This window comes from Bacillus altitudinis, from assembly GCF_001191605.1.
Classification (GTDB): Bacteria; Bacillota; Bacilli; order Bacillales; family Bacillaceae; genus Bacillus; species Bacillus altitudinis.
Map to the genome: position 1 here is coordinate 2002046 of NZ_CP009108.1, position 19875 is coordinate 2021920.

The 19875-nt window shown below is 42.1% G+C and carries 18 protein-coding genes and 1 pseudogene; 16 read left to right on the plus strand and 3 right to left on the minus strand.

The genetic code is table 11. The features are described 5' to 3' along the window. Positions 1–201: 201 nt before the first annotated feature. The 4 genes and pseudogenes from ID12_RS19695 to ID12_RS10065 form a co-directional block, all read left to right on the plus strand. Positions 202–681, plus strand: a pseudogene (locus ID12_RS19695) (CotG/ExsB N-terminal domain-containing protein); the annotation flags it as partial. Further along, complete coding sequence (locus ID12_RS10055; protein WP_411229932.1) at positions 569–853, plus strand: hypothetical protein; 285 nt, start codon at positions 569–571, stop codon at positions 851–853. The pseudogene ID12_RS19695 and the gene ID12_RS10055, both read left to right, overlap by 113 nt. 18 nt (positions 854–871) lie before the next feature. Continuing rightward, positions 872–1777, plus strand: a complete 906-nt coding sequence (locus ID12_RS10060) for a fumarylacetoacetate hydrolase family protein (protein WP_035700212.1) — start codon at positions 872–874, stop codon at positions 1775–1777. Positions 1778–1868: 91 nt separating this feature from the next. Beyond that, positions 1869–2237 (plus strand): YisL family protein, encoded by a 369-nt coding sequence (locus ID12_RS10065; RefSeq protein WP_007499115.1) that lies wholly within the window; start codon positions 1869–1871, stop codon positions 2235–2237. Between the two features lie 38 nt (positions 2238–2275). On the opposite strand, the gene ID12_RS10070 is transcribed toward ID12_RS10065, so the two are convergent. After that, positions 2276–2803, minus strand: coding sequence for a DUF2777 family protein (locus ID12_RS10070; RefSeq protein ID WP_046526631.1), 528 nt, complete (start codon positions 2801–2803; stop codon positions 2276–2278). 156 nt (positions 2804–2959) lie between these two features. On the opposite strand from ID12_RS10070, the gene asnB reads away from it, so the two are divergent. From asnB to ID12_RS10090, 4 genes are all read left to right on the plus strand, one after another. Then, positions 2960–4801 carry an asparagine synthase (glutamine-hydrolyzing) gene (asnB, locus tag ID12_RS10075; protein ID WP_024720029.1) on the plus strand — a complete coding sequence of 614 codons (1842 nt, stop codon included), beginning with the start codon at positions 2960–2962 and terminating at the stop codon, positions 4799–4801. Between the two features lie 147 nt (positions 4802–4948). Beyond that, complete coding sequence (locus tag ID12_RS10080; RefSeq protein WP_008348593.1) at positions 4949–6466, plus strand: phytoene desaturase family protein; 1518 nt, start codon at positions 4949–4951, stop codon at positions 6464–6466. Further along, entirely contained in the window at positions 6463–7938 is a 1476-nt protein-coding gene (locus tag ID12_RS10085) for a phytoene desaturase family protein (protein WP_050827127.1), read from the plus strand. The genes ID12_RS10080 and ID12_RS10085 overlap by 4 nt, the downstream gene beginning before the upstream one ends. Continuing rightward, a complete protein-coding gene (locus tag ID12_RS10090; RefSeq protein ID WP_024720032.1) occupies positions 7931–8770 on the plus strand; it encodes a phytoene/squalene synthase family protein in 840 nt (279 codons plus the stop codon). The genes ID12_RS10085 and ID12_RS10090 overlap by 8 nt, the downstream gene beginning before the upstream one ends. Before the next feature lie 245 nt (positions 8771–9015). Here the strand turns inward: ID12_RS10090 and ID12_RS10095 are convergent, their stop codons facing one another. Further along, on the minus strand, positions 9016–10392 hold the full coding sequence (locus tag ID12_RS10095; protein ID WP_050827128.1) for an MATE family efflux transporter: 1377 nt from the start codon (positions 10390–10392) through the stop codon (positions 9016–9018). Between the two features lie 113 nt (positions 10393–10505). Here ID12_RS10095 and ID12_RS10100 point away from each other — a divergent pair, with 113 nt between their 5' ends. From ID12_RS10100 to ID12_RS10110, 3 genes are all read left to right on the plus strand, one after another. Next, positions 10506–11372, plus strand: a complete 867-nt coding sequence (locus ID12_RS10100) for an AraC family transcriptional regulator (protein WP_050827129.1) — start codon at positions 10506–10508, stop codon at positions 11370–11372. A gap of 14 nt (positions 11373–11386) precedes the next feature. Continuing rightward, entirely contained in the window at positions 11387–11947 is a 561-nt protein-coding gene (locus ID12_RS10105; RefSeq protein ID WP_024720035.1) for a GNAT family N-acetyltransferase, read from the plus strand. Between the two features lie 63 nt (positions 11948–12010). Continuing rightward, a complete protein-coding gene (locus tag ID12_RS10110; RefSeq protein WP_046527332.1) occupies positions 12011–12286 on the plus strand; it encodes a hypothetical protein in 276 nt (91 codons plus the stop codon). Between the two features lie 180 nt (positions 12287–12466). On the opposite strand, the gene ID12_RS10115 is transcribed toward ID12_RS10110, so the two are convergent. Next, on the minus strand, positions 12467–13003 hold the full coding sequence (locus tag ID12_RS10115) for a serine O-acetyltransferase (protein WP_050827130.1): 537 nt from the start codon (positions 13001–13003) through the stop codon (positions 12467–12469). Positions 13004–13389: 386 nt separating this feature from the next. On the opposite strand from ID12_RS10115, the gene ID12_RS10120 reads away from it, so the two are divergent. From ID12_RS10120 to ID12_RS10140, 5 genes are read left to right on the plus strand one after another with little or no spacing between them, the layout of a single operon-like run. Then, positions 13390–14736, plus strand: coding sequence for an aspartate aminotransferase family protein (locus tag ID12_RS10120; protein ID WP_050827131.1), 1347 nt, complete (start codon positions 13390–13392; stop codon positions 14734–14736). Continuing rightward, positions 14723–16219, plus strand: coding sequence for a pyridoxal phosphate-dependent decarboxylase family protein (locus ID12_RS10125; protein WP_050827132.1), 1497 nt, complete (start codon positions 14723–14725; stop codon positions 16217–16219). The genes ID12_RS10120 and ID12_RS10125 overlap by 14 nt, the downstream gene beginning before the upstream one ends. Further along, positions 16216–17997, plus strand: a complete 1782-nt coding sequence (locus ID12_RS10130; protein WP_050827133.1) for an IucA/IucC family protein — start codon at positions 16216–16218, stop codon at positions 17995–17997. The genes ID12_RS10125 and ID12_RS10130 overlap by 4 nt, the downstream gene beginning before the upstream one ends. Then, positions 17994–18548 (plus strand): GNAT family N-acetyltransferase, encoded by a 555-nt coding sequence (locus ID12_RS10135; protein ID WP_008348567.1) that lies wholly within the window; start codon positions 17994–17996, stop codon positions 18546–18548. The genes ID12_RS10130 and ID12_RS10135 overlap by 4 nt, the downstream gene beginning before the upstream one ends. After that, the gene (locus ID12_RS10140; protein WP_050827134.1) at positions 18523–19872 is read left to right on the plus strand and encodes a lysine N(6)-hydroxylase/L-ornithine N(5)-oxygenase family protein; all 1350 of its coding nucleotides are present in this window, start codon (positions 18523–18525) and stop codon (positions 19870–19872) included. Before ID12_RS10135 ends, ID12_RS10140 begins: the two co-directional genes overlap by 26 nt. Positions 19873–19875 lie beyond the last annotated feature (3 nt).

Sequence of the window (19875 nt, forward strand, 5' to 3'; positions counted from 1 at the left end):
GCGTTCATCACCCTCCTATATCTCCTCCACTATATGAAAATGAAGGAATGTCCTGTACCTGCTGATAGGTATTCATGGAGTTTTATAAGAAAGAGGCATTCGCCAAGAACACTTGTCTATCGAGTCTCGTAACATAAAGCAGAGAAGATAAACAGCTTTGTCTGTTTGTTTTGTCAGCACAGATTGGGAGGGGAATTGTTCGTGAGCACATTTGATCATTCGCATATTGAACATGCAGTTGATTCACTTCGAAGTGAGGGGCGTGATCATCACTTAGATCGTGAACCTGAATCGGGACATTCGCACAAATCATCTCGTTCTCGTCATTCAAATCGCCGTCACTGGTTCTTTGGTGGGGGAGGCTGCCGTAAGTCACATCGCAGCAAAAAAAGCCATAAAAGCTATCGTTCTAAGAAAAGCTATCGCTCTAAAAAAAGTCGCTGCTCAAAGAAAAGTGTAAAGAGCGAGAAACCATGCAAAAGTAAAAAGTCGTATAAAAGCAAAAAGTCTTGCCGCAGCAAAAAGAGTGAACCAAAAAAATCATGCCGCAGCAAACACAGATCACATCATAAGAAAAGCTGCCGCAAATCACACCGCAGCCATCGATCTAAACGTTCTCATCACCATAAACGGAGTCACTCTTGCCGAAGATGCGGGAAGAAAAAACATCATTCCCGCCATCAAGGAAATGTTGATCGTAAATGGGATCAAGGGAATATGTGGGAGTATCGACGCTACCGCTAAATGTCAGGTCTTCATTTTTGAAACCCTTTTTAAAAGAGAGTATGATAAAAAAGGGTTTTTTTTATTTCGTAGAGAAATAAAAATGAGACATCATAATGTATTGAAATGAAGATTGTGAGGGGAAGACATGAAGTTTTTTACAGGTGAGATACATAACAGATTGTTTATCGGGGTCGTCATTGATGATGAATGGGTGATGGACGTCAAAAAGGCAGAAGCAAAACTATTTGAGCTAGAAACATTGCCAAACTCTTTATCTGAATGCATCAACATGGGGGACAAGTTTGTCGAACACGTCAAACAGCTTCTTGATTGGGCGGAGAAAAAAGAAGAAGACCGCGGCTCTTATGTCTATCCGCTTTCGGACGTGACACTCCATGCACCGATTCCAAAACCAACGAAAAACATCATGTGTGTTGGGAAAAACTATCAAGATCACGTCATGGAAATGGGAAGTGCGGCAGATATTCCTAAAGACGTGATGATCTTTACAAAGGCGCCTACCTCTGTTGTAGGGCATGAAGCGGACATTCTTCTCCATGAAGATGTGACAAGTGAATTGGATTACGAAGGGGAGCTTGCCATTGTCATTGGCAAAACAGGAAAGAATATTGCTCCTGAAGAGGTCCAAGATTACATTTTCGGTTACACCATTTTAAATGATATAACGGCAAGAGATTTGCAGAAAAAACACAAACAATTTTTCATCGGAAAAAGCTTAGATACAACTTGTCCAATGGGACCTTATATCGTTCACAAGTCAGTGATCGAGGATCATGGAGCACTCCATGTGGAAACAAAGGTAAACGGAGAGGTTCGTCAGTCTGCGAGTACGGAATTAATGATCTTCCCAATTGAAGACATTGTGTCAACTCTTTCAAAAGGGATGACGCTGGAAGCGGGAGACATCATTGCAACAGGTACACCTTCTGGAGTCGGCAAAGGTTTTGAACCGCCAAAATTTTTAGCCTCAGGCGATCAGGTTGAAGTAACAATTGAACCAATTGGGACGTTATCAAATCGCGTCAAATAAAGGCGTGTTGACACAGGATTGTCGCTTTGTGTTCGACTTATTTCGTGGTACGATGAGAAGGTAATTGTTCTGATAAAGGGGGAAATCACAAATGGGAACACATTTACATATTACAGCGTGGGTGCTAGGTATTATTCTATTTTTCGTTGCCTTTGCATTAGCAGGTAAAAACGATAAAGGCGCTAAAATTGTGCATATGATCGTACGCCTATTTTACTTGATTATTATTGCAACGGGTGTAGAGCTGTATGTTCGCACAGGAATGAAAATCCCGGGTTACGGGGGCGAGTATGTTGGAAAAATGATACTTGGTATTCTTGTGATTGGTTTCATGGAAATGGTCCTGGTACGCAAGAAAAAAGGAAAATCGGTGACGGGTGTATTCATTGGTTTTATCGTGGTTGCTATTGTGACCATTCTTCTCGGCTTACGTCTGCCGATCGGTTTCCATATCTTTTAAGATAAAAAGGGCATTGCTTATCAAAAGCAGTGCCCTTTTTATGTGAGATCAAACTGAGACATCAGCCGGTGACCGTCAGACGTCGTCCATTCCAATTGAACTTGATTTGCGTCCGAATGATGGTGGCATTGAAGGGCAAGTGATTGCATGTCTCCTGAAAACTGAAAAAAAGACACGCGATGAGAAGGATGGAAGGAAGAGAAGACACAATCATAGACGGAAAAGCCAAGCTGTTCTACATAGTCAATGATCTGATAAAAGACGCTTTCCGGTACGAACATAAGCAAATCAAGCCACCCTTTAGAAAGAGACGCTGTATATTGAATGCGTTCACCGCCTTTTACCTCCATCAACTTCCCATTATCACAAAGAACGACAGACCCGAGCAATTCTCCTTTTGTCCATCGATCCTTTTCTTTCAAACAGATCATAGAACTTTGAAGGCTTTCAGGCATCATGATGTCTCCTTCTTCGTCTTCAATCAGACAATGACCGTTTTCCATCAGTAAGTACCCGTTACACCATTTTGGGTGGTTTTGCTGAAGATAGGTCATGCGGTTCTCCATTCGCAAAACCTCCTTTCCTCTTTCTTTTCTTACCAAATGAAGCTTGTCCTATACACAGGAGGAAAAAAGGACAAATCAACTATCAAGGAGACGATGCATAAACTAAGAAAGGCTAAATGAGAACACTTGATGAAAAACGGATGGGAGCTGATGATGATGTGTGGAATAACAGGCTGGGCAGACTTTAAAAAGCAGCTCATCCAACAGGATCATGTAATCAATCAAATGACAGATACATTATCTAAACGAGGGCCGGATGATACAAATACGTGGAAAAGTGAGCACGTTCTTTTCGGCCATAAACGGTTAGCCGTTGTCGATGTTGAAGGCGGAAAGCAGCCGATGACATATACCCATCAACACCATGATTATACGGTGGTATACAATGGAGAACTCTATAACACAGAGGATATACGAAAAGAATTATTCAAAAGGGGGCACCGCTTTCTTGGGCATTCTGATACAGAGGTTCTTCTTCACGCCTATACAGAATGGAAGGAAGAGTGTGTGACCCATTTTAATGGAATTTTTGCATTTGTCATTTGGGATAGTGAACGTGAATTATTATTTGCAGCGAGAGACCGGCTCGGTGTTAAGCCATTTTTCTATACAGAACGTCATCATTCCTTTTTGTTTGGCTCAGAAATCAAAGCACTTCTGGCTCATCCTGAAATGAAAGCCAAAGTGGATCATGAAGGGTTATCAGAAATCTTTGGTTTAGGGCCGTCTAGAACACCAGGGCAAGGCGTATTTAAAGGGGTGAAAGAGCTGAGACCTGCTCATGCTTTAACCTTCTCAAAAGATGGTTTGCGTGTGTGGAGGTACTGGAATGTCAAAAGCAAGCAGCATACAGATTCGCTTGATGACACCGCTCAGCACGTGAAGGAACTCTTTACGGATGCTGTTACAAGACAGCTCGTCTCTGATGTGCCTGTATGTACGTTTTTATCGGGCGGTGTGGATTCTAGTGCCATTACGGCCATTGCCGCCAAGCACTTTGAGAAAATAGGGAAAGCCCCGCTGCATACGTATTCTGTTGATTACGACGGAAATGATCAATTCTTTGAAGCAAGTCAATTTCAGCCCAATGCTGACGGGCCGTGGATTGATCGAATGACCAAAGCGTTTCAAACGAATCATCACAGCTGTATCATCGGGCAAAAAGAGCTGGCTTCTTATTTAAAAGAAGCGGTTGAAGTGCGAGATTTGCCGGGGATGGCAGATATTGATTCTTCTTTGCTATGGTTCTGCCGAGAAATTAAAAAGGATTTTGTTGTCGGTTTATCAGGTGAATGTGCAGATGAAATTTTTGGAGGTTACCCATGGTTTCACATGGCAAGCGAAACCAATGGATTTCCGTGGATGAGATCAACGGAAGCACGCATTCAGCTTCTTCAAGACTCATGGCAAAAGAAATTATCACTGAAGGAATATGCGCAAAGCAAATATGAAGAAACCGTGGCAGAAACCCCTCTTTTAGATGGGGAAACTGGAGTAGATAAAGCCCGAAGAGAACTTTTTTACTTAAATATGATTTGGTTTATGACAACACTGCTGGATCGAAAAGATCGTATGAGCATGGGTGCGAGCCTTGAGGTACGTGTACCATTCGCAGATCATCGTCTTGTTGAGTATGTATGGAATATTCCTTGGGAAATGAAAATGTATGGAAATCGGGAAAAAGGGGTTTTGAGAAAAGCATTAGAGGGAATTTTACCGAATGAAGTGCTTTATCGCAAGAAGAGCCCTTATCCGAAAACACATCATCCTGCTTATACTCAGGCGGTAAAAGAGATGTTAACAGATTGTCTCGCGCAAAAGGATTCTGTGCTTCATGAATTTTTAGATCCACATCAATTAAAACAGCTGATTGAAACAGAAGGGGCTTCTTTCCAGGTTCCTTGGTATGGTCAGTTAATGAAAGGCCCACAGCTCATTGCCCATTTGGCACAGATTCATCATTGGTTTGAAACATATCGAATTGATATAGAAGCATAACAAAGGGTCGGCTTTCTTGCACTTGTTGAAAGGAAGTCGGCTTTTTTGCTACATAACATGAGACTTTTAGAGCACATCAAAAGTTGATCTAACCGCTTCAATTTGTATAATTAACTTAAAGTGAATTAATTTGGAGGAAAAAGGATAATGAAAATCATTGTGATCGGAGCAGGACCAGGGGGACTTGCAGCAGCTATGATGTTGCAAAGCAAAGGACATGATGTTCATATATATGAAAAACAGTCCTTTGTTGGCGGACGTAACTCTAAGTTTCAACTTGGTGATTTCACGTTTGATACAGGTCCTACTTTTCTCAGTATGATTCATATTGCAGAGGAACTATTCACCTTTGCCGGTAAAAATCTCTATGATTATATAGATGTGATTGAATTAAAAGAAATGTATAGGTTAATCTTTCAAGATGAGAAGCTTGATATGATTCGAGATCGAGACGAAATGTACAAACGACTAGAAGCCTTTGCACCTGGTGAGGGCGAAGGGTATGTACGTTTTATGAATGATACAAAACGAAAAATGGATCGCCTAACGCCGATTCTACAAAGTAAAATGGATCGTTTCCATCATTATTTGCGTCCAAAGGTCATCAAAGCACTTCCTCAGCTCTCATTAAATAAAAGCTTATATGATGTGCTGTCGGATTATTTCTCAAATGAATCAGTGAAATATGCCTTTACATTCCAATCAAAATATTTAGGGATGTCACCTTGGGAATGCCCAGGAGCGTTCTCAATTCTTTCCTTTATGGAGCATGACACAGGCGTTTATCATCCGAAAGGCGGAGTGAATCAGCTGTCAGAAGCGATGGCAAAGGCAGCTGTTGAATCTGGGGCTACCCTTCATCTATCAACTGGAGTTGAGAAGTTGCTGACGGAAGGCAGGAAAGTGAAGGGCATTCGCTTAGAAACCGGTGAAGAAATACAGGCAGATGAGGTCGTCGTAAATGGTGATTTTGCACACGTGATGACAAAGCTTGTAGAGCCGGGTCTTTTAAAGAAATATAGCGAGAAGAAACTGAAAAAGAAAAAATTCTCATGCTCCACCTTTATGCTGTACCTAGGTTTAGATACGATATATGATGAGCCGCATCATACCATCGTTTTTTCCGATGACTATGCGAAGTTCGTCAAAGAGATTACGAAAACCTTTGAGCTGCCGGATGATCCGTCCATTTATATTCAAAATGCAAGTGTGACAGATGATTCGCTTGCGCCAAAAGGCAAGTCCGCTCTTTATGTGTTAGCACCCGTTGCCAATAATCAAAGCGGTATTGACTGGGAAGCGCATCAAGAAGAATTTAGAGAGCTTGTGCTGGATACACTGGAGCGGAAAACGGGCTTTAAGAATATCAGGCAGCATATTGAAGTCGAGCGGATGATCACGCCGAAGCATTGGGAAGAAGAGCTGTACGTGTATGAAGGAGCTACATTTAATCTTGGTCACCAGTTGACGCAGATGATGGTACTCAGGCCGCATAATGAATTTGATGAGTTGAAACACTGCTGGCTCGTTGGTGGAGGAACCCACCCAGGCAGTGGATTGCCAACCATTTTAGAATCAGCGCGTATTACGACAAATGCGATTCTGTCAAAAGAGAAACATACGCATAAAAGAGTGCCACATGAAGAAAAGGGGAGCGCCTCATGAAAAAACATATATTGATTGCTGGCGGCGGTATTGGCGGAATGATCTCAGCTCTCTATTTAAAAAAAGCTGGACATGATGTCACCCTTGTTGAAAAAAATGAACGGCTCGGCGGGAGACTTGCTTTTGTACGTGAGAAAGGATATAAAGTAGATGAAGGTCCGACCATTGTCCTACTTCCTGATATGTTAAAAGGCATTTTACATGACGTAGGCATTGATGAAACATCTCTTGATCTCTTGCAGCTCGATCCGCTGTATACGATCCACTATCAAGATGGAACCTCCTACACGAAATACTCTGATACACGGCGACAACTAGAAGAAATCAAACGTGTATTTCCAAAGGAAGAACAGGGATATTTAAAATTTATGCAAGAAATGACGGATCGGTTTCAAGAAGGGCAGGAAGCTTTTCTAGAAAAATCATTTCATGAAAAACGAACCTTTTTTACAAAAGCGAACATGAAGATTTTAATGAAATTAAAAGCATATCGAACCGTTCAAAGTTCTCTCAAAAAATATTTTTCGGATGAGCGCCTCCGAGATGCATATGCACTTCAAACCCTCTATGTCGGAGGAAATCCGTATGAAGCATCTGCCATTTATTCGCTTGTTTCATATAGTGAGCACGCACACGGAATTTACTATTTAAAAGGCGGATATGCGAGTTTAGTAGATATATTGGAGAGACAGCTCTTAAAGACGGGTGTACACATAAGAAAAAGTGAAGAAGTCGCACAACTTGAGTTTGAGGGGAAACGTGTGGTCAAGGCAAAAATAAATGATGAACACATAGCAGCTGATGCATTTGTGATGAACGGAGATTATCCAGCGGCGTTAAAACAGCTTGGTTTAGGTGAACAAGACCGGCGTAAATACGTTCCATCCTCCGGCTGCGTGATGGTGTATCTAGGGTTAAACAAAGTATACGATGAAGCACCTGTTCATCAATTTTTCATGGGAGAACACTTTGATCAGCATATGAGAGAGGTGTTCCAAACGAAAACGATACCTCAAGATCCATCATTTTATACGTTTAATCCATCGACCATCGATCCATCCCTTGCCCCAGAAGGCAGCAGTGTCCTATATATGCTCATTCCTGTTCCATCAGGAGATCACATCAACTGGGAACAAGAGACAGACTTTGTGGATAAAATGGTGGAGCGTCTCGAGAAAAGAGGCTTTCCACAGCTGCGAGAGGCGGTTGTCTGGCAAAAGGTGAGAACACCGAATGATTCAATGCGAGAAGGATTGTTTGAAGGCGGCAGCTTTGGACTCGCTCCTAATTTGTTTCAATCAGGTGTGTTTCGCCCGCAAGTAAAGGTTGCAGATGTAGACAATCTATATGCGGTAGGTGCTTCCATCCATCCCGGCGGCGGTGTACCGATCGTGATGCAAAGTGCAAAGCTCATGGCTTCTGTACTGCTTAAAGAGCTGAACAACAGAAAGGAAGTGAAGCTAAGTGGTTGATGTGCAAACAGCATTGAAAATATGTGAAGAGACCATTCAAACCCATTCAAAAACGTTTTATCGTGCCTTTTCCATGCTGCCTAAAAAGAAAAGACAGGCTGTTTGGGCTGTTTATTCCTTTTGTAGGAGAGCGGATGACATTGTAGATGAGTCTCCTTCACCAAAGGAAGAACTGGCGTCTTTTCAGGAGGCATTTGAACGTTTCTTGCAAGGAGAAGTAGATCGTGATGATCCAATGTGGGTGGCGCTGGAGTATACATTTCAACAGTTTCGTATGGATGAATCCCCATTCCGTGACCTGCTGCGAGGACAGGAGATGGATTTAGAGCAGCACCGGTATGAAACGTTAGATGAACTGCTCATCTATTCCTATCATGTCGCAAGTACAGTTGGATTAATGCTGCTTCCGATCATTGCACCGCGTAAAAAAGAACAGCTAAAAGAAGCAGCGATTTCCCTTGGGATTGGCATGCAGTTGACCAATATTCTTCGAGACATTGGTGAGGATAAGGCGGAAAGGAACCGCATTTATTTGCCAAAACAAGTCATGGATCAATTTGGGTATACAGAGCAAGAATTACAAGAAGGGATCGTCAATCAAGCCTTCCAGCACGTATGGGAATATATTGCGTTTGAGGCAGAGGCGTACTATGAGGAATTTTTTGACCATCTACATGAATTCCCACTTTATTCAAGGATACCGGTGAAAGCAGCTGCTCACTTTTATAAGGCTATTTTAGATAAAACTAGAGAAAACGAATACCGCGTCTTTACGAAGCGGTCATATATTTCAACACAAGAAAAAGCACTTATTTTAGAAGATATTACGTAATGAAAAGAAGACAAAGGGGTAAAATAAAGTTCGTTTTAGCCCTTTCAGCGTGTAGACAAACCCTCGCATTCGGTGTCAGTCCTGCGCTTCGGTGCTCACGAATGTTAAATTCGCTCCACGCCGATGCTCGTCCTTCCTAGGGCTGCAAAGGTTTTCTATCACGCTGAAAAGAAGACAAAGGGCTAAAATAAAGTTCATTTTAGCCCTTTGTCAACAATCTGAAAGGACTGCACCCGCAGTCCTTTTTATGTGGAAGTAAACCGATACTCCGTCCACACCCTTGAACGCCACCGCCTATACATAAAGATGCCTCTTACCCATTCATCCACGATAAAAGAAATCCAAACCCCGATCAGGCCCATCTCAAGTTGAATGCCTAATAAATAAGCGATCGGAAGGCCGATGCCCCACATTGAAATCATCGCCATATAGACTGGAAACTTCGCGTCACCAGCTGCCCGCAAGGAGTTGATGATGACCATATTAAAAGAACGTCCAGGCTCTAAAATAATCGTCAATATGAGGAGGAGGCTCGCGATTTGAATGATCTCACTGTTGCTAGTGAAAAAAGTAAGTAAATGCGTCGATGATAAAGATAAAGCAGTAGAAGAAAGAAGCGAGATGGCAATGGCCCAGTATAAGCTTTTCATGCATCTTCGATAGGCCGCATCAAATTCTTTCGCCCCGATCAGGCGCCCAATTAAGATTTGCGTTCCTTGGCTAATGGCGGCACCAAATAACATAATGAACATCATCAAATTCTGGGTATAGACTTTTGCTGCCAGTGCTTGCGTGCCCATAAATGTGATAAACAGCGTAATAATCATTTGAGAGCCATTATAAGAAAGCTGTTCTCCAGCAGAAGGAATGCCGATTTTTAGCAGTTTTTTTAAATGCGTTCGCTGGATGTAAAACGTTTGCTTGAATGAAAACTGCAATCCAATTCGGTGTCGAACAATGAGGATCATGGCAGTTAGACCGATCAACCGTGCAAATGATGTGGAAAGAGCAACACCCATGACACCTAATACAGGGAAGCCAAATGGTCCGAAGATGACCAAATAATTACCAGCAACGTTTAACAGGTTCATACCGATGGTGACATACATCGTATCTCTCGTGAATCCATAGCTTTTTAAAATAGCACTATAGGTCATAATGAGCGCCTGTATAAAAGAAAGCAGGCCGACAATCTGTAAAAAGACGGTTGCATCTGGCATTAGCTCGCTTGATAATCCCATCATATGCAGGATGGGCACGGCTAACACAAACATAAGAAGACTGATCACAAAGCTAATGAGGAAGTTGGTGCCTAGTGATACATAGGCAACTTGGGTCGCTTCCTGCTTGCGGCCCGCTCCTAAAAGCTGCGCAATGACAATCGTCGTCCCAGTCGTAATGAAGCTGAACATCACAATCAATAGATTTAATAGCTGATTACTAACCCCTACTGCGGCAACACTATTGTCAGAATACTGGCTGAGCATCAGTGTATCTGCGCTGCCCATCAGCATATATAAAGAGATTTCGATAAAAATAGGCCAAGTTAATGCAAATAATGAAGGGTGGGATTTTTCACTTTTGGCTTGAACCTTTTGTATTGTCAGTGCTTGTGGTTTCATCACATCGCCTTCTTTCGTATAAATCCGATTTATAGTGTACCTTGCATCGACTATAATAAGAAGAGATGAAACCGAAACTTATTGGAGAAATCCGACTTCATAAGGGGATGAATATGGGTCCGTTTATTACATTTACTGTACCGCCATTTCCAGTCTATATTGCTTCAGGCAAAGGTGTATTCCATCCAGGAGAACGACATATCTCCAGAATTTTCACCGTATTTGATCTTCTTTATGTCACGAAAGGGGAACTATGGATCACAGAAGACGAGGTGCCTCATCACGTAAAAGAGGGAGAATATATCATCTTATCACCGGGACTTGCCCATGGTGGACATCTGCCATGCAAAGAAGAAACACTTTATGAGTGGCTGCATTTCTCAATTGATCCATTTGAGTTTACAGATCGGCCGAGAGAACACTGGTTTGACATGAAGCAAAATCAAGCCACTTTTGAAAAAGCAGCAAGCTATGAATTTCGTCTGCCCCGAAAAGGAAAAGTGAAAGGGGGAAGCGTGCTACAGAAGCATCTTTTAGCGATGCGCGCTTTAAATGATGATGCGTCTGAACTTCAGCTCAAAAAGCAGCTTCAATTTGAGGAAATGCTCATCCATTTACAAAAAGAAGCATTTCATATTCCAAGTGCAAAGGAGACTGTCGCTTCAGAAGTGGTTTACTATCTTGAACGTCATTTTACGCAAAAATTACAGATGGAGAAGCTGGCAGAGATTCTTCATTATCATCCTGATTACATGACAAGGTGCATGCAGACCGTGTACGGACTGACGCCGAGCCAGTACATCAATCGACTCAAAATCGAAAAAGCCAAAAGCCTGCTTGCTTCAACGAATGAAAAAATAGCTCTCATTGCAGAACATGTAGGCATTGATGACCCTACTTATTTTTCAAAGCTGTTTCGGCAAAATGAAGGCATGACGCCTATCGAGTATCGTCATCTTGCTAAAAGAACGACAAAGTAAAGGAACGTGAACAGATGAAAGGAAAAAAAGAAGAGATTGTGAGCATACGTCCATTAGACGAAACCGATTTAGAAGTGGTATGGCATTTAAGGTTTAAAGCACCAGACCAGGCCTATCGAAAGTGGAATGCACCGTATTTTATTGAACATGACATATCGCTTGCTGCATTTAAAAAACGCTATTTACAGGATGATTCTGTCCTGCCAAAACTATTTGGCATTGATGTCGGAGGTGAATTAAAGGGCACAGTTTCTTATTATTGGGAGAATGAACGCACACGCTGGCTGGAGTGTGGGATTCTTATTTATGACTCGCGTTTTTGGAATGGGGGCGTTGGAACAAAGGCATTGCGTCTATGGATCGATGAACTCTTTTCACACATTGATATCCCACGCATCGGTCTGACCACCTGGTCTGGAAATGAACGCATGATGCGTTGCGCAGAGAAATGCGGGTTTATCCTTGAGGGAAGACTGCGTAAGGTTCGTTACTATCAAGGGGAGTATTATGATTCGATGCGGTATGGAATGCTGAGAGAAGAATGGCAAAGCCTTCCACACCATTCATTTGAATAGTTATTTTTAAGATTAGGAAAAAAGTATAGTAAGATTCAATAAATTGAAAAAGAAGGGTGGCGGATGAATGTGAAATGGATTACAGGTTGGTTTGTATCCATAATAGTCGCAATCTACCTATTCGTTGATGCACCAAAACACGGGAAAAATAAATGGTTATGGGCCATCTTAGGTCTTTTACTCGGGCTCTTTACACTTGGAATATATCTCATTCAAACAGGAAGAAAAGGGTTGGGCTGGACAGTACTGATTGTGTCCATTTTCATCTATGCGATTGCCATCCTCGTCTTTGTCTTGTACTTCCTCATGCTAGTCTTCGGGTACTCCAACGCAAATTAGAGAGTACGGCTGCACATACATCATAGGTGATTTTTTTCACTTCAAGTTGCTACCGATTGATGGTTTGATGGCGCCATAGCATCATAAGGATAAAAGGTGTTGGGCTCGGGCATGATGATCCTCATGTTTAACCATCTTATTTTATCTCATGTGGCTCACTGTTTTGATCAAGTAAGTCCTTCATAAAGAAGGGCTTTTTTCTTTTATTTTTTGAGCAGGGACACCTGCAATGACAATCTGCTCTTCATGAAAGGAGCGATTCACTACAGCATTTGCTCCGATGGAAATATGATTCGCAATATAAATGTTTCCAAACAGTTTAGCGCCAGGGCCGATCCATACATGATCTCCGATGACGGGCACATCTTTTTCATGATGGTTTTGACCGATATTCACACCTTGATGAATATCACAAAACGCACCGATTTTGGCATGCTTGTTCACAATCAACAGCCCAGTATGGTTGATTCTGAGCCCAGGTCCAAATACACCAATCGGGATATCAAAGCCAAGCTGCATGCCTTTCTTTTTATGTAAGTAACGATAAAACCATTTGCGTAACGTAGCACCGCTATTCGTATAGTACTCATATTTTCGTAAATATCTTTGATATTTCCAAATATCATCCCCAAGCCACTTTGGTCTTTTTCGATTGATGGCAAGTGCTTTCTGATCTTGTGCCAAGTAGTGGTGAAGGTCATGCTTCGTTAAAATCATCAGATCTCCCTCGATTCCCTTTCGTTTCAGAGAAATTATACCATCATAACCATTTATATCAAGATAAAATAACGTTCATTTTTTGTTTTACTACATTCATTTCATTCGGCCGTCCCGTATCAAACAAGGGAGCTACAACGCATAGAGCAAAAGAACCAGGAGAATTGATTTGTAATTTTTTTCAACATTTTTCATACTCAAACGTTACATCGCCTTATGGCTGTAGATGTTTGTAAAAAATACACGAAATTACTCGTTAAAAAGAGAATATAGCATTCATATGCTTTTAGAATCATCTTTTTGAATACAATTGACTTTCGTATCTTACATACTCTAGGCTAGTAAATGAAAATGATAATCTTTATCAATTGGAGGAGTGTTTTATTATGTCCATCAAAACCGTTTCTAAAAATCAGCAATTTTTAGAGCAACAAAGTCAAAGAGAATCTAATGCAAGGTCTTACCCGAGACGGTTCCCATTAGCCATGCAAAAAGCCGAAGGTATGATCGTGACAGATGCAGATGATAGAGAATTTTATGACTGCCTAGCAGGTGCAGGAACACTTGCCCTTGGTCACAATCACCCGGTTGTTATAGATGCTATTGAACGTATGCTTCATGAAAAAAGACCGTTGCATACGCTGGACATCACTTCAGAGATTAAAGAAGAATTTGTGAATGAGATTTTTTCTCACTTGCCAGAAGAGTTTGCAAAAAGAGCAAAAATTCAATTTTGTGGACCAACTGGTGGTGATGCTATAGAAGCAGCAATTAAATTAGTCAAGACAGCGACGGGAAATCGTTCCATTCTATCATTCCACGGAGCATATCATGGTGCTACGCATGGCACGATGTCATTAAGCGGCAACTTATCGCCAAAGGAAAAAGTACAAGGATTAATGCCAGATGTTCACTTCCTGCCTTATCCATATGAATACCGCTGCCCATTTGGAATCGGCGGTAAAGACTCACATCGCATTTCCAGTTCTTATATTGAGCGTGTATTAAATGATCCTGAGAGTGGAATTCTCCCGCCAGCAGGCATGATCTTTGAAGCGGTGCAAGGGGAGGGCGGCTCCATCCCGGCATCAATTGAATGGATACAAGAAATGAGACGAATCACAAAAGAAAAAGGAATTCCACTTATTATTGATGAGGTTCAATCAGGCATCGGCCGAACGGGTAAGATGTTTGCCTTTGAACATGCTGGTATTGTGCCAGATGTCATTGTGTTATCAAAAGCAATTGGGGGAAGCCTGCCACTATCCGTTGTGATTTATGACAAAGACTTAGATCAATGGAATCCAGGTGCACACATTGGCACGTTTAGAGGAAATCAAATGGCGATGGCAGCTGGAACTGCTACGCTTAAATATATAAAAGAAACCAATCTGCTTGATCATGTAGAAGCGCTTGGTCAGCGTATGCAGGCCAATCTAAAAGACATTCAAAAACAAGTGCCTGCTCTCGGTGATGTGCGAGGAAGAGGATTAATGATTGGTGTTGAAGTTGTGAATCCAGATGAGAAACAGGATGTGGACGGCAGTTATCCAGCAAATCCAGAGCTAGCCAGTCTCATTCAAAAGAATTGTTTTGATAAAGGCTTAATTGTGGAGACAGGAGGCCGTTTTGGAAGTGTGATTCGATTCTTACCGCCTTTGACCATGACAGAAGAACAGCTTGAAAAAGTCATCACGATTTTTAAAGAGGCAGTTTACGATGCAGTCAACTAAACCATCTGTCGATTCATTATTTATTCAACAAAGCCAGCTTGGGAGGGAGTCCTTCCAAGCGGCTCTCTACACATCCATCGACAGCTTACTGGCAGAGTGGCAAACAAGCAGAGGACCGTATAGCGGAATATTGCCTGGGAAATTAGCGACTCATGTCGAATCGTTATTCCAGATTCAACCGGCTGGTGAATCCATTGAGTCTGTTTTTCAAGATATAAAAAATCACCTTTTACCGCATTTGGTTGATGTGTCACATCCTAAATGCCTGGCACATTTGCATTGCCCACCTCTTATCCCTGCTCTGGCAGCAGAGGTGATCGTAAGTTCCTTTAACCAATCAATGGATTCCTTTGATCAAAGCGGCATTGCATCTTTGGTTGAGGAGGAAATCCTCAAGTGGTTATGTGAAAAGTTTTCTTATGGAGAACGAGCAGATGGGACCTTTACGAGCGGTGGAACCCAATCTAACTACATGGGACTGCTTTTAGCAAGAGATGCATTTTGCGAAAACACATGGCAATGGAATGTACAGCAGAAAGGGTTGCCGAGTGAGGCAAACCGTATGCGGATTCTTTGCTCCAAGAATGCCCACTTCACTGTGAAAAAATCAGCATCTCAGCTAGGTTTAGGTGAGCAGGCTGTTGTGTTAGTTGAGACAGACGAACATCACCGAATGGACCTGCATGATTTGCAGAAGAAGCTTATGGAGCTTAAGGAGCAGGATTTGCTTCCATTTGCAGTCGTGGCGACTTGCGGGACAACTGATTTTGGCAGTATTGATCCTGTACGTGACATATATGACATGGTGAAGCCTTTCGGTTTGTGGATTCATGCAGATGCTGCCTATGGAGGAGCGCTTGTATTAAGCAAAACCTTCCGAGGAAAATTAGATGGCATCGAGCTTGCTGATTCGATCACGATCGACTTTCATAAGCAATTTTATCAGCCGATCTCCTGCGGGGCATTTCTACTAAAGGATAAAAGACATTTTGGTTTGATTGATTACCATGCAGATTATCTCAATCCAAAGGAAGATGAACTGGAAGGCATTCTGCATCTCGTGAATAAATCTGTTCAGACGACGCGCCGGTTTGATGCGCTAAAACTCCTTCTCTCTCTGCGTATGATTGGAGAAGAAGGATTTGCAAGTATCATTGACCATACCATCCATTTTGCGAAAGATGTGGCTACGTTGATTGAGAAAAATGAGCATCTTGAGGTGATCAATCCTGATCCAGAAATCAATGCAGTCGTGTTTCGTTTTATAGATGATCATCAAGCAGAGGACATCAATAAAGTCATTCATCGCACGCTTTTCCAAACAGGAACGGCTGTCGTAGCAAAAACAGTAGCCGATGGTCAAACATGCTTAAAATTCACTTTGTTAAATCCGAGAACGACTATTACACATATTGAGGAAATCCTTTCTGACATTGTTGATATCGGGATCGCTCATATTCAATCCGGGAGGGTACTACGTTGAGTCAATATAAACAAATGGCTGAAAATGCAACGATGCAAAGCTTTTTAAACTGTTTTTTACGTGAAACAGGAATTGATCGATCTGCAAAGAAAGAGACAAAAGCAGACGGCTCACTTGTATTTGTAGCAGCATTAGCAAAGCAAGATCTTGAGCTTGTCATTCCGATTCGATATTTTTCGCCTGTAGGCCGTCATCTCTTTGATTTTCCCGTTCGTTTTCGCCCGCAAGGCAATGAGCAACAGGGGACGATCGTCGATTATACAACACTTGTTGCTTTATGTTCAAAGGAACTTCTCATTGAATACGGCCGCACAGATGCAGAGGATGAGTTCATGCTTCGCATCATTTTAAGCTGCCGGAATATTGAACGATTCATCAGAGAGAGAGAAAGTGATCGGGCAGCTCTTTCTTCAGCTGATTTTGAATATATCGAAGCGGAGCAGTCACTCCTTCTTGGGCATTTAACGCATCCTACACCAAAAAGCAGACAAGGAATGACAGAAGAGGAGGAAGCTATTTATTCTCCTGAGCTGAAAGGCTCTTTCCAGCTTCATTACTTTAAAGCACATCCGTCAATTGTGCTTCAGGATTCTTCAATTTCACAGTCTGCGGCAAGCCTCATGTTTGAGGAGCTTATGCGCCAGATGCCAGAAGAAAAAGAGAGACTGACGACGTTAACAGAAGGCGGTCAATATGTCCTGATTCCGATTCATCCGCTGCAAGTCCAAGTAGTGATGGAGAAAGCGTTCGTCAAGCGTTATATAGAGGATGGAAAGCTGGCGTATTTAGGGCCGCTAGGGTCTGAATACACAGCGACATCTTCCTTTAGAACGGTCTATCAAAAAGACTCTGCGTACATGCTCAAATTCTCTGTCCCTGTAAAGATCACAAACTCTTTACGCGTTAACAAACAAAAGGAACTTGATCGCGGAGTTGAGATGTCTCGTATCTTAAAAACAGAATTAGGCGTTTCTTTATATGACAAATTTTCTGGATTCCGTGTGATTGAAGATCCTGCGTATCTATCTATTCAAGGGGATGAGGCGGAATCTGGCTTTGAAGTCGTCATTCGTCAAAATCCATTTTTGCATCATGAAAAAGGGGCAAGCTTAATTGCAGGGCTATGTCAGGATCATGCATACGGAGAAAAATCACGCCTTTCAGGCATTATTCATGAATTAGCAGACGCTGAAGGCAGATCAACAGAAGCTGTCAGCCGTGATTGGTTCACACAATATTTATCGATTTCGTTAGAGCCGATGCTTTGGCTGTTTGAAACGTATGGTCTTGCCCTTGAAGCCCATCAGCAAAATGCTGTCGTACAGCTAAAGAATGGATATCCGCACACATTCTATTATCGTGACAATCAAGGCTACTATTATAGCGAATCGAAAAAGGATCAGCTTGCGAAGCTTGTTCAAAACTTAAGCGTCAGAAGTGAAACCATTTGTGCAGACGATGTAGCGGTTGAGAGACTGCGTTACTATTTCTTCTTTAATCATTTGTTTGGTCTTGTGAATGGTTTTGGTACAGAGGGGCTTGCACAAGAAGAAGATTTATTAGCCCTGATTAGAGACACACTGATTGCGCATGAAGAGACATATGGTGCATCTGAGCTGACGAACAGTCTTCTCCGGTCACAGGAGCTGCCTTCAAAAGCGAACTTACTCACGCGGTTTGAAGATATGGATGAACTGACAGGTTCTTTAGAAACGCAATCTAGGTACACGTCTGTATTGAATCCGCTCTTTTTACATAAGGAGGCGCTGATTGGATGAGGCATCGAATTGGGTTCATTCGCGCTGAATATGAACGGGACGTCCAGCTTGTCCACAAGTGGATGCAAGAAGAGTATGTCCACCCATTTTGGCATTTGAATATTCCATTTCCTGCTTTTGAAAAGCACTTTTATCAGGCCATTCATGATCCGCATCAAACCCTTTATTTAGGAACCATTGATGGCACGCCGATGAGCTATTTTGAAGCATACAATGTGAAAGGGGATATCATTGAATCGTACTATCAGCCTTCTCCGCATGATCAAGGCATTCACCTGTTAATTGGAGAGCCAGATTATGTAGGGAAAGGATTTGCGGCTCCGCTGCTTCAAGCCATGACAGCATTTCAGTTTGAGCAGAACAAACGAACAGAAAAAATCGTGGCTGAGCCAGATATTCGGAACGAAAAAATGATTCATGTCTTTGAAAAGTGTGGATTCGAACGTGTGAAACCAGTCACTTTACCAGATAAAACAGGTCTTTTAATGTTTTGTCATCGAGATCGATTTGAAAGGAAGTATAACCATGACGCGGTTCAACAAGCAAAATAATGTAGTGGATGTCATTGGGATTGGCATTGGACCATTTAACCTAGGGCTTGCTGCATTATCTGAAGAAGTAAACGAAATTGACGCTTTGTTTTTTGAAAGAAGTGAAGCGTTCCACTGGCATCCAGGTATGCTCATTGAAGGGACAACACTTCAAGTCCCCTTTTTAGCGGATCTTGTCAGTATGGCGGATGTGAAAAGCAAATATAGCTTTCTCAACTATTTGCAGGAACAAAACCGTTTGTATTCATTTTACTTTCTAGAAGACTTCCATATCCCGCGCAAGGAATATAGCCATTATTGCCGCTGGGTCGCGGATCAATTAGATTCTTGCCGATTTGGCATGAATGTCGAATCTGTCTCCATTGTTGAAAAAGCTGGAGAAAAACGATATGAAGTGCATGTCCGTCATGTGAAAGATCAAACGGTAGAGGTGTTTGAAAGTAAGCATCTTGTTTTAGGTATCGGCACACAGCCTGCGGTACCAGCACCTCTTCAGCCAGCTTTAGGGGATCGGGTGTTTCATTCTGCTGATTACTTGAAACGAAAGAAAGAAGGCTGTTTTAAAGGAAAATCCGTGACGGTCATCGGTTCTGGTCAAAGTGCGGCAGAAGTATTCTATGACATTTTATCAGACGATGAGGCGAAGGATATTCATTGGTTTACACGCTCTAAAGGGTTTTTCCCAATGGAATATTCAAATTTGGGTCTTGAGTATTTCTCTCCAGACTATATTGATTTCTTTTATGAGCTTCCGCAACTTAAAAAAGATGCGCTATTAAAGCAGCAAGATTTGCTGTATAAAGGCATCAGCTCAGCGATGATCCGAGATATTTATCACTTGCTTTATGAACGTTCTGCTTGCGGAGAGCAGCTGAACACCGTGCTGCAGGCGATGACGGAGGTCAATTTGATTGAGGAAACGAGGGACGGCTTATCGCTTTCATGCAATCAATGGGTCAAAGAGGAATCCTTTAAGCATGAGACAGACATTGTCGTCTTGGCAACGGGCTATCAATCTGTATTACCGCCATTTATTGATCCGATTTCCCATCATATTCAGTGGGATCATCAAGGACGCTTCCAGGTTGAACGTGAATATCGATTGAAAACAAACACATTAGGTGAAAATGATATTTTTGTACAAAATGCAGAGCTTCATACACATGGAGTAGGCGCACCAGATTTAGGGCTAGGGGCGTACCGAAACAGTGTCATTATCAATGAACTGGCTCGTCGACCTGTGTATCCACTTTATCAAAAGCATGTTTTCCAGACATTCGGTACACATAAACACGCAAATACATTTGAAGAAATCAAAGGGTAAGGA

Excerpts from the sequence above, each read along its gene's own strand:
- ID12_RS10115 (WP_050827130.1), bottom strand. The coding sequence starts at position 13,003 with ATGATTTTAACGAAGCATGACCTTCACCACTACTTGGCACAAGATCAG.
- ID12_RS10065 (WP_007499115.1), top strand. The coding sequence starts at position 1,869 with ATGGGAACACATTTACATATTACAGCGTGGGTGCTAGGTATTATTCTA.
- ID12_RS10070 (WP_046526631.1), bottom strand. The coding sequence starts at position 2,803 with ATGGAGAACCGCATGACCTATCTTCAGCAAAACCACCCAAAATGGTGT.
- ID12_RS10135 (WP_008348567.1), top strand. The coding sequence starts at position 17,994 with ATGAGGCATCGAATTGGGTTCATTCGCGCTGAATATGAACGGGACGTC.
- ID12_RS10140 (WP_050827134.1), top strand. The coding sequence starts at position 18,523 with ATGACGCGGTTCAACAAGCAAAATAATGTAGTGGATGTCATTGGGATT.
- ID12_RS10105 (WP_024720035.1), top strand. The coding sequence starts at position 11,387 with ATGAAAGGAAAAAAAGAAGAGATTGTGAGCATACGTCCATTAGACGAA.
- asnB (WP_024720029.1), top strand. The coding sequence starts at position 2,960 with ATGTGTGGAATAACAGGCTGGGCAGACTTTAAAAAGCAGCTCATCCAA.
- ID12_RS10110 (WP_046527332.1), top strand. The coding sequence starts at position 12,011 with ATGAATGTGAAATGGATTACAGGTTGGTTTGTATCCATAATAGTCGCA.
- ID12_RS10080 (WP_008348593.1), top strand. The coding sequence starts at position 4,949 with ATGAAAATCATTGTGATCGGAGCAGGACCAGGGGGACTTGCAGCAGCT.
- ID12_RS10095 (WP_050827128.1), bottom strand. The coding sequence starts at position 10,392 with ATGAAACCACAAGCACTGACAATACAAAAGGTTCAAGCCAAAAGTGAA.
- ID12_RS10085 (WP_050827127.1), top strand. The coding sequence starts at position 6,463 with ATGAAAAAACATATATTGATTGCTGGCGGCGGTATTGGCGGAATGATC.
- ID12_RS10060 (WP_035700212.1), top strand. The coding sequence starts at position 872 with ATGAAGTTTTTTACAGGTGAGATACATAACAGATTGTTTATCGGGGTC.
- ID12_RS10125 (WP_050827132.1), top strand. The coding sequence starts at position 14,723 with ATGCAGTCAACTAAACCATCTGTCGATTCATTATTTATTCAACAAAGC.
- ID12_RS10100 (WP_050827129.1), top strand. The coding sequence starts at position 10,506 with ATGGGTCCGTTTATTACATTTACTGTACCGCCATTTCCAGTCTATATT.
- ID12_RS10120 (WP_050827131.1), top strand. The coding sequence starts at position 13,390 with ATGTCCATCAAAACCGTTTCTAAAAATCAGCAATTTTTAGAGCAACAA.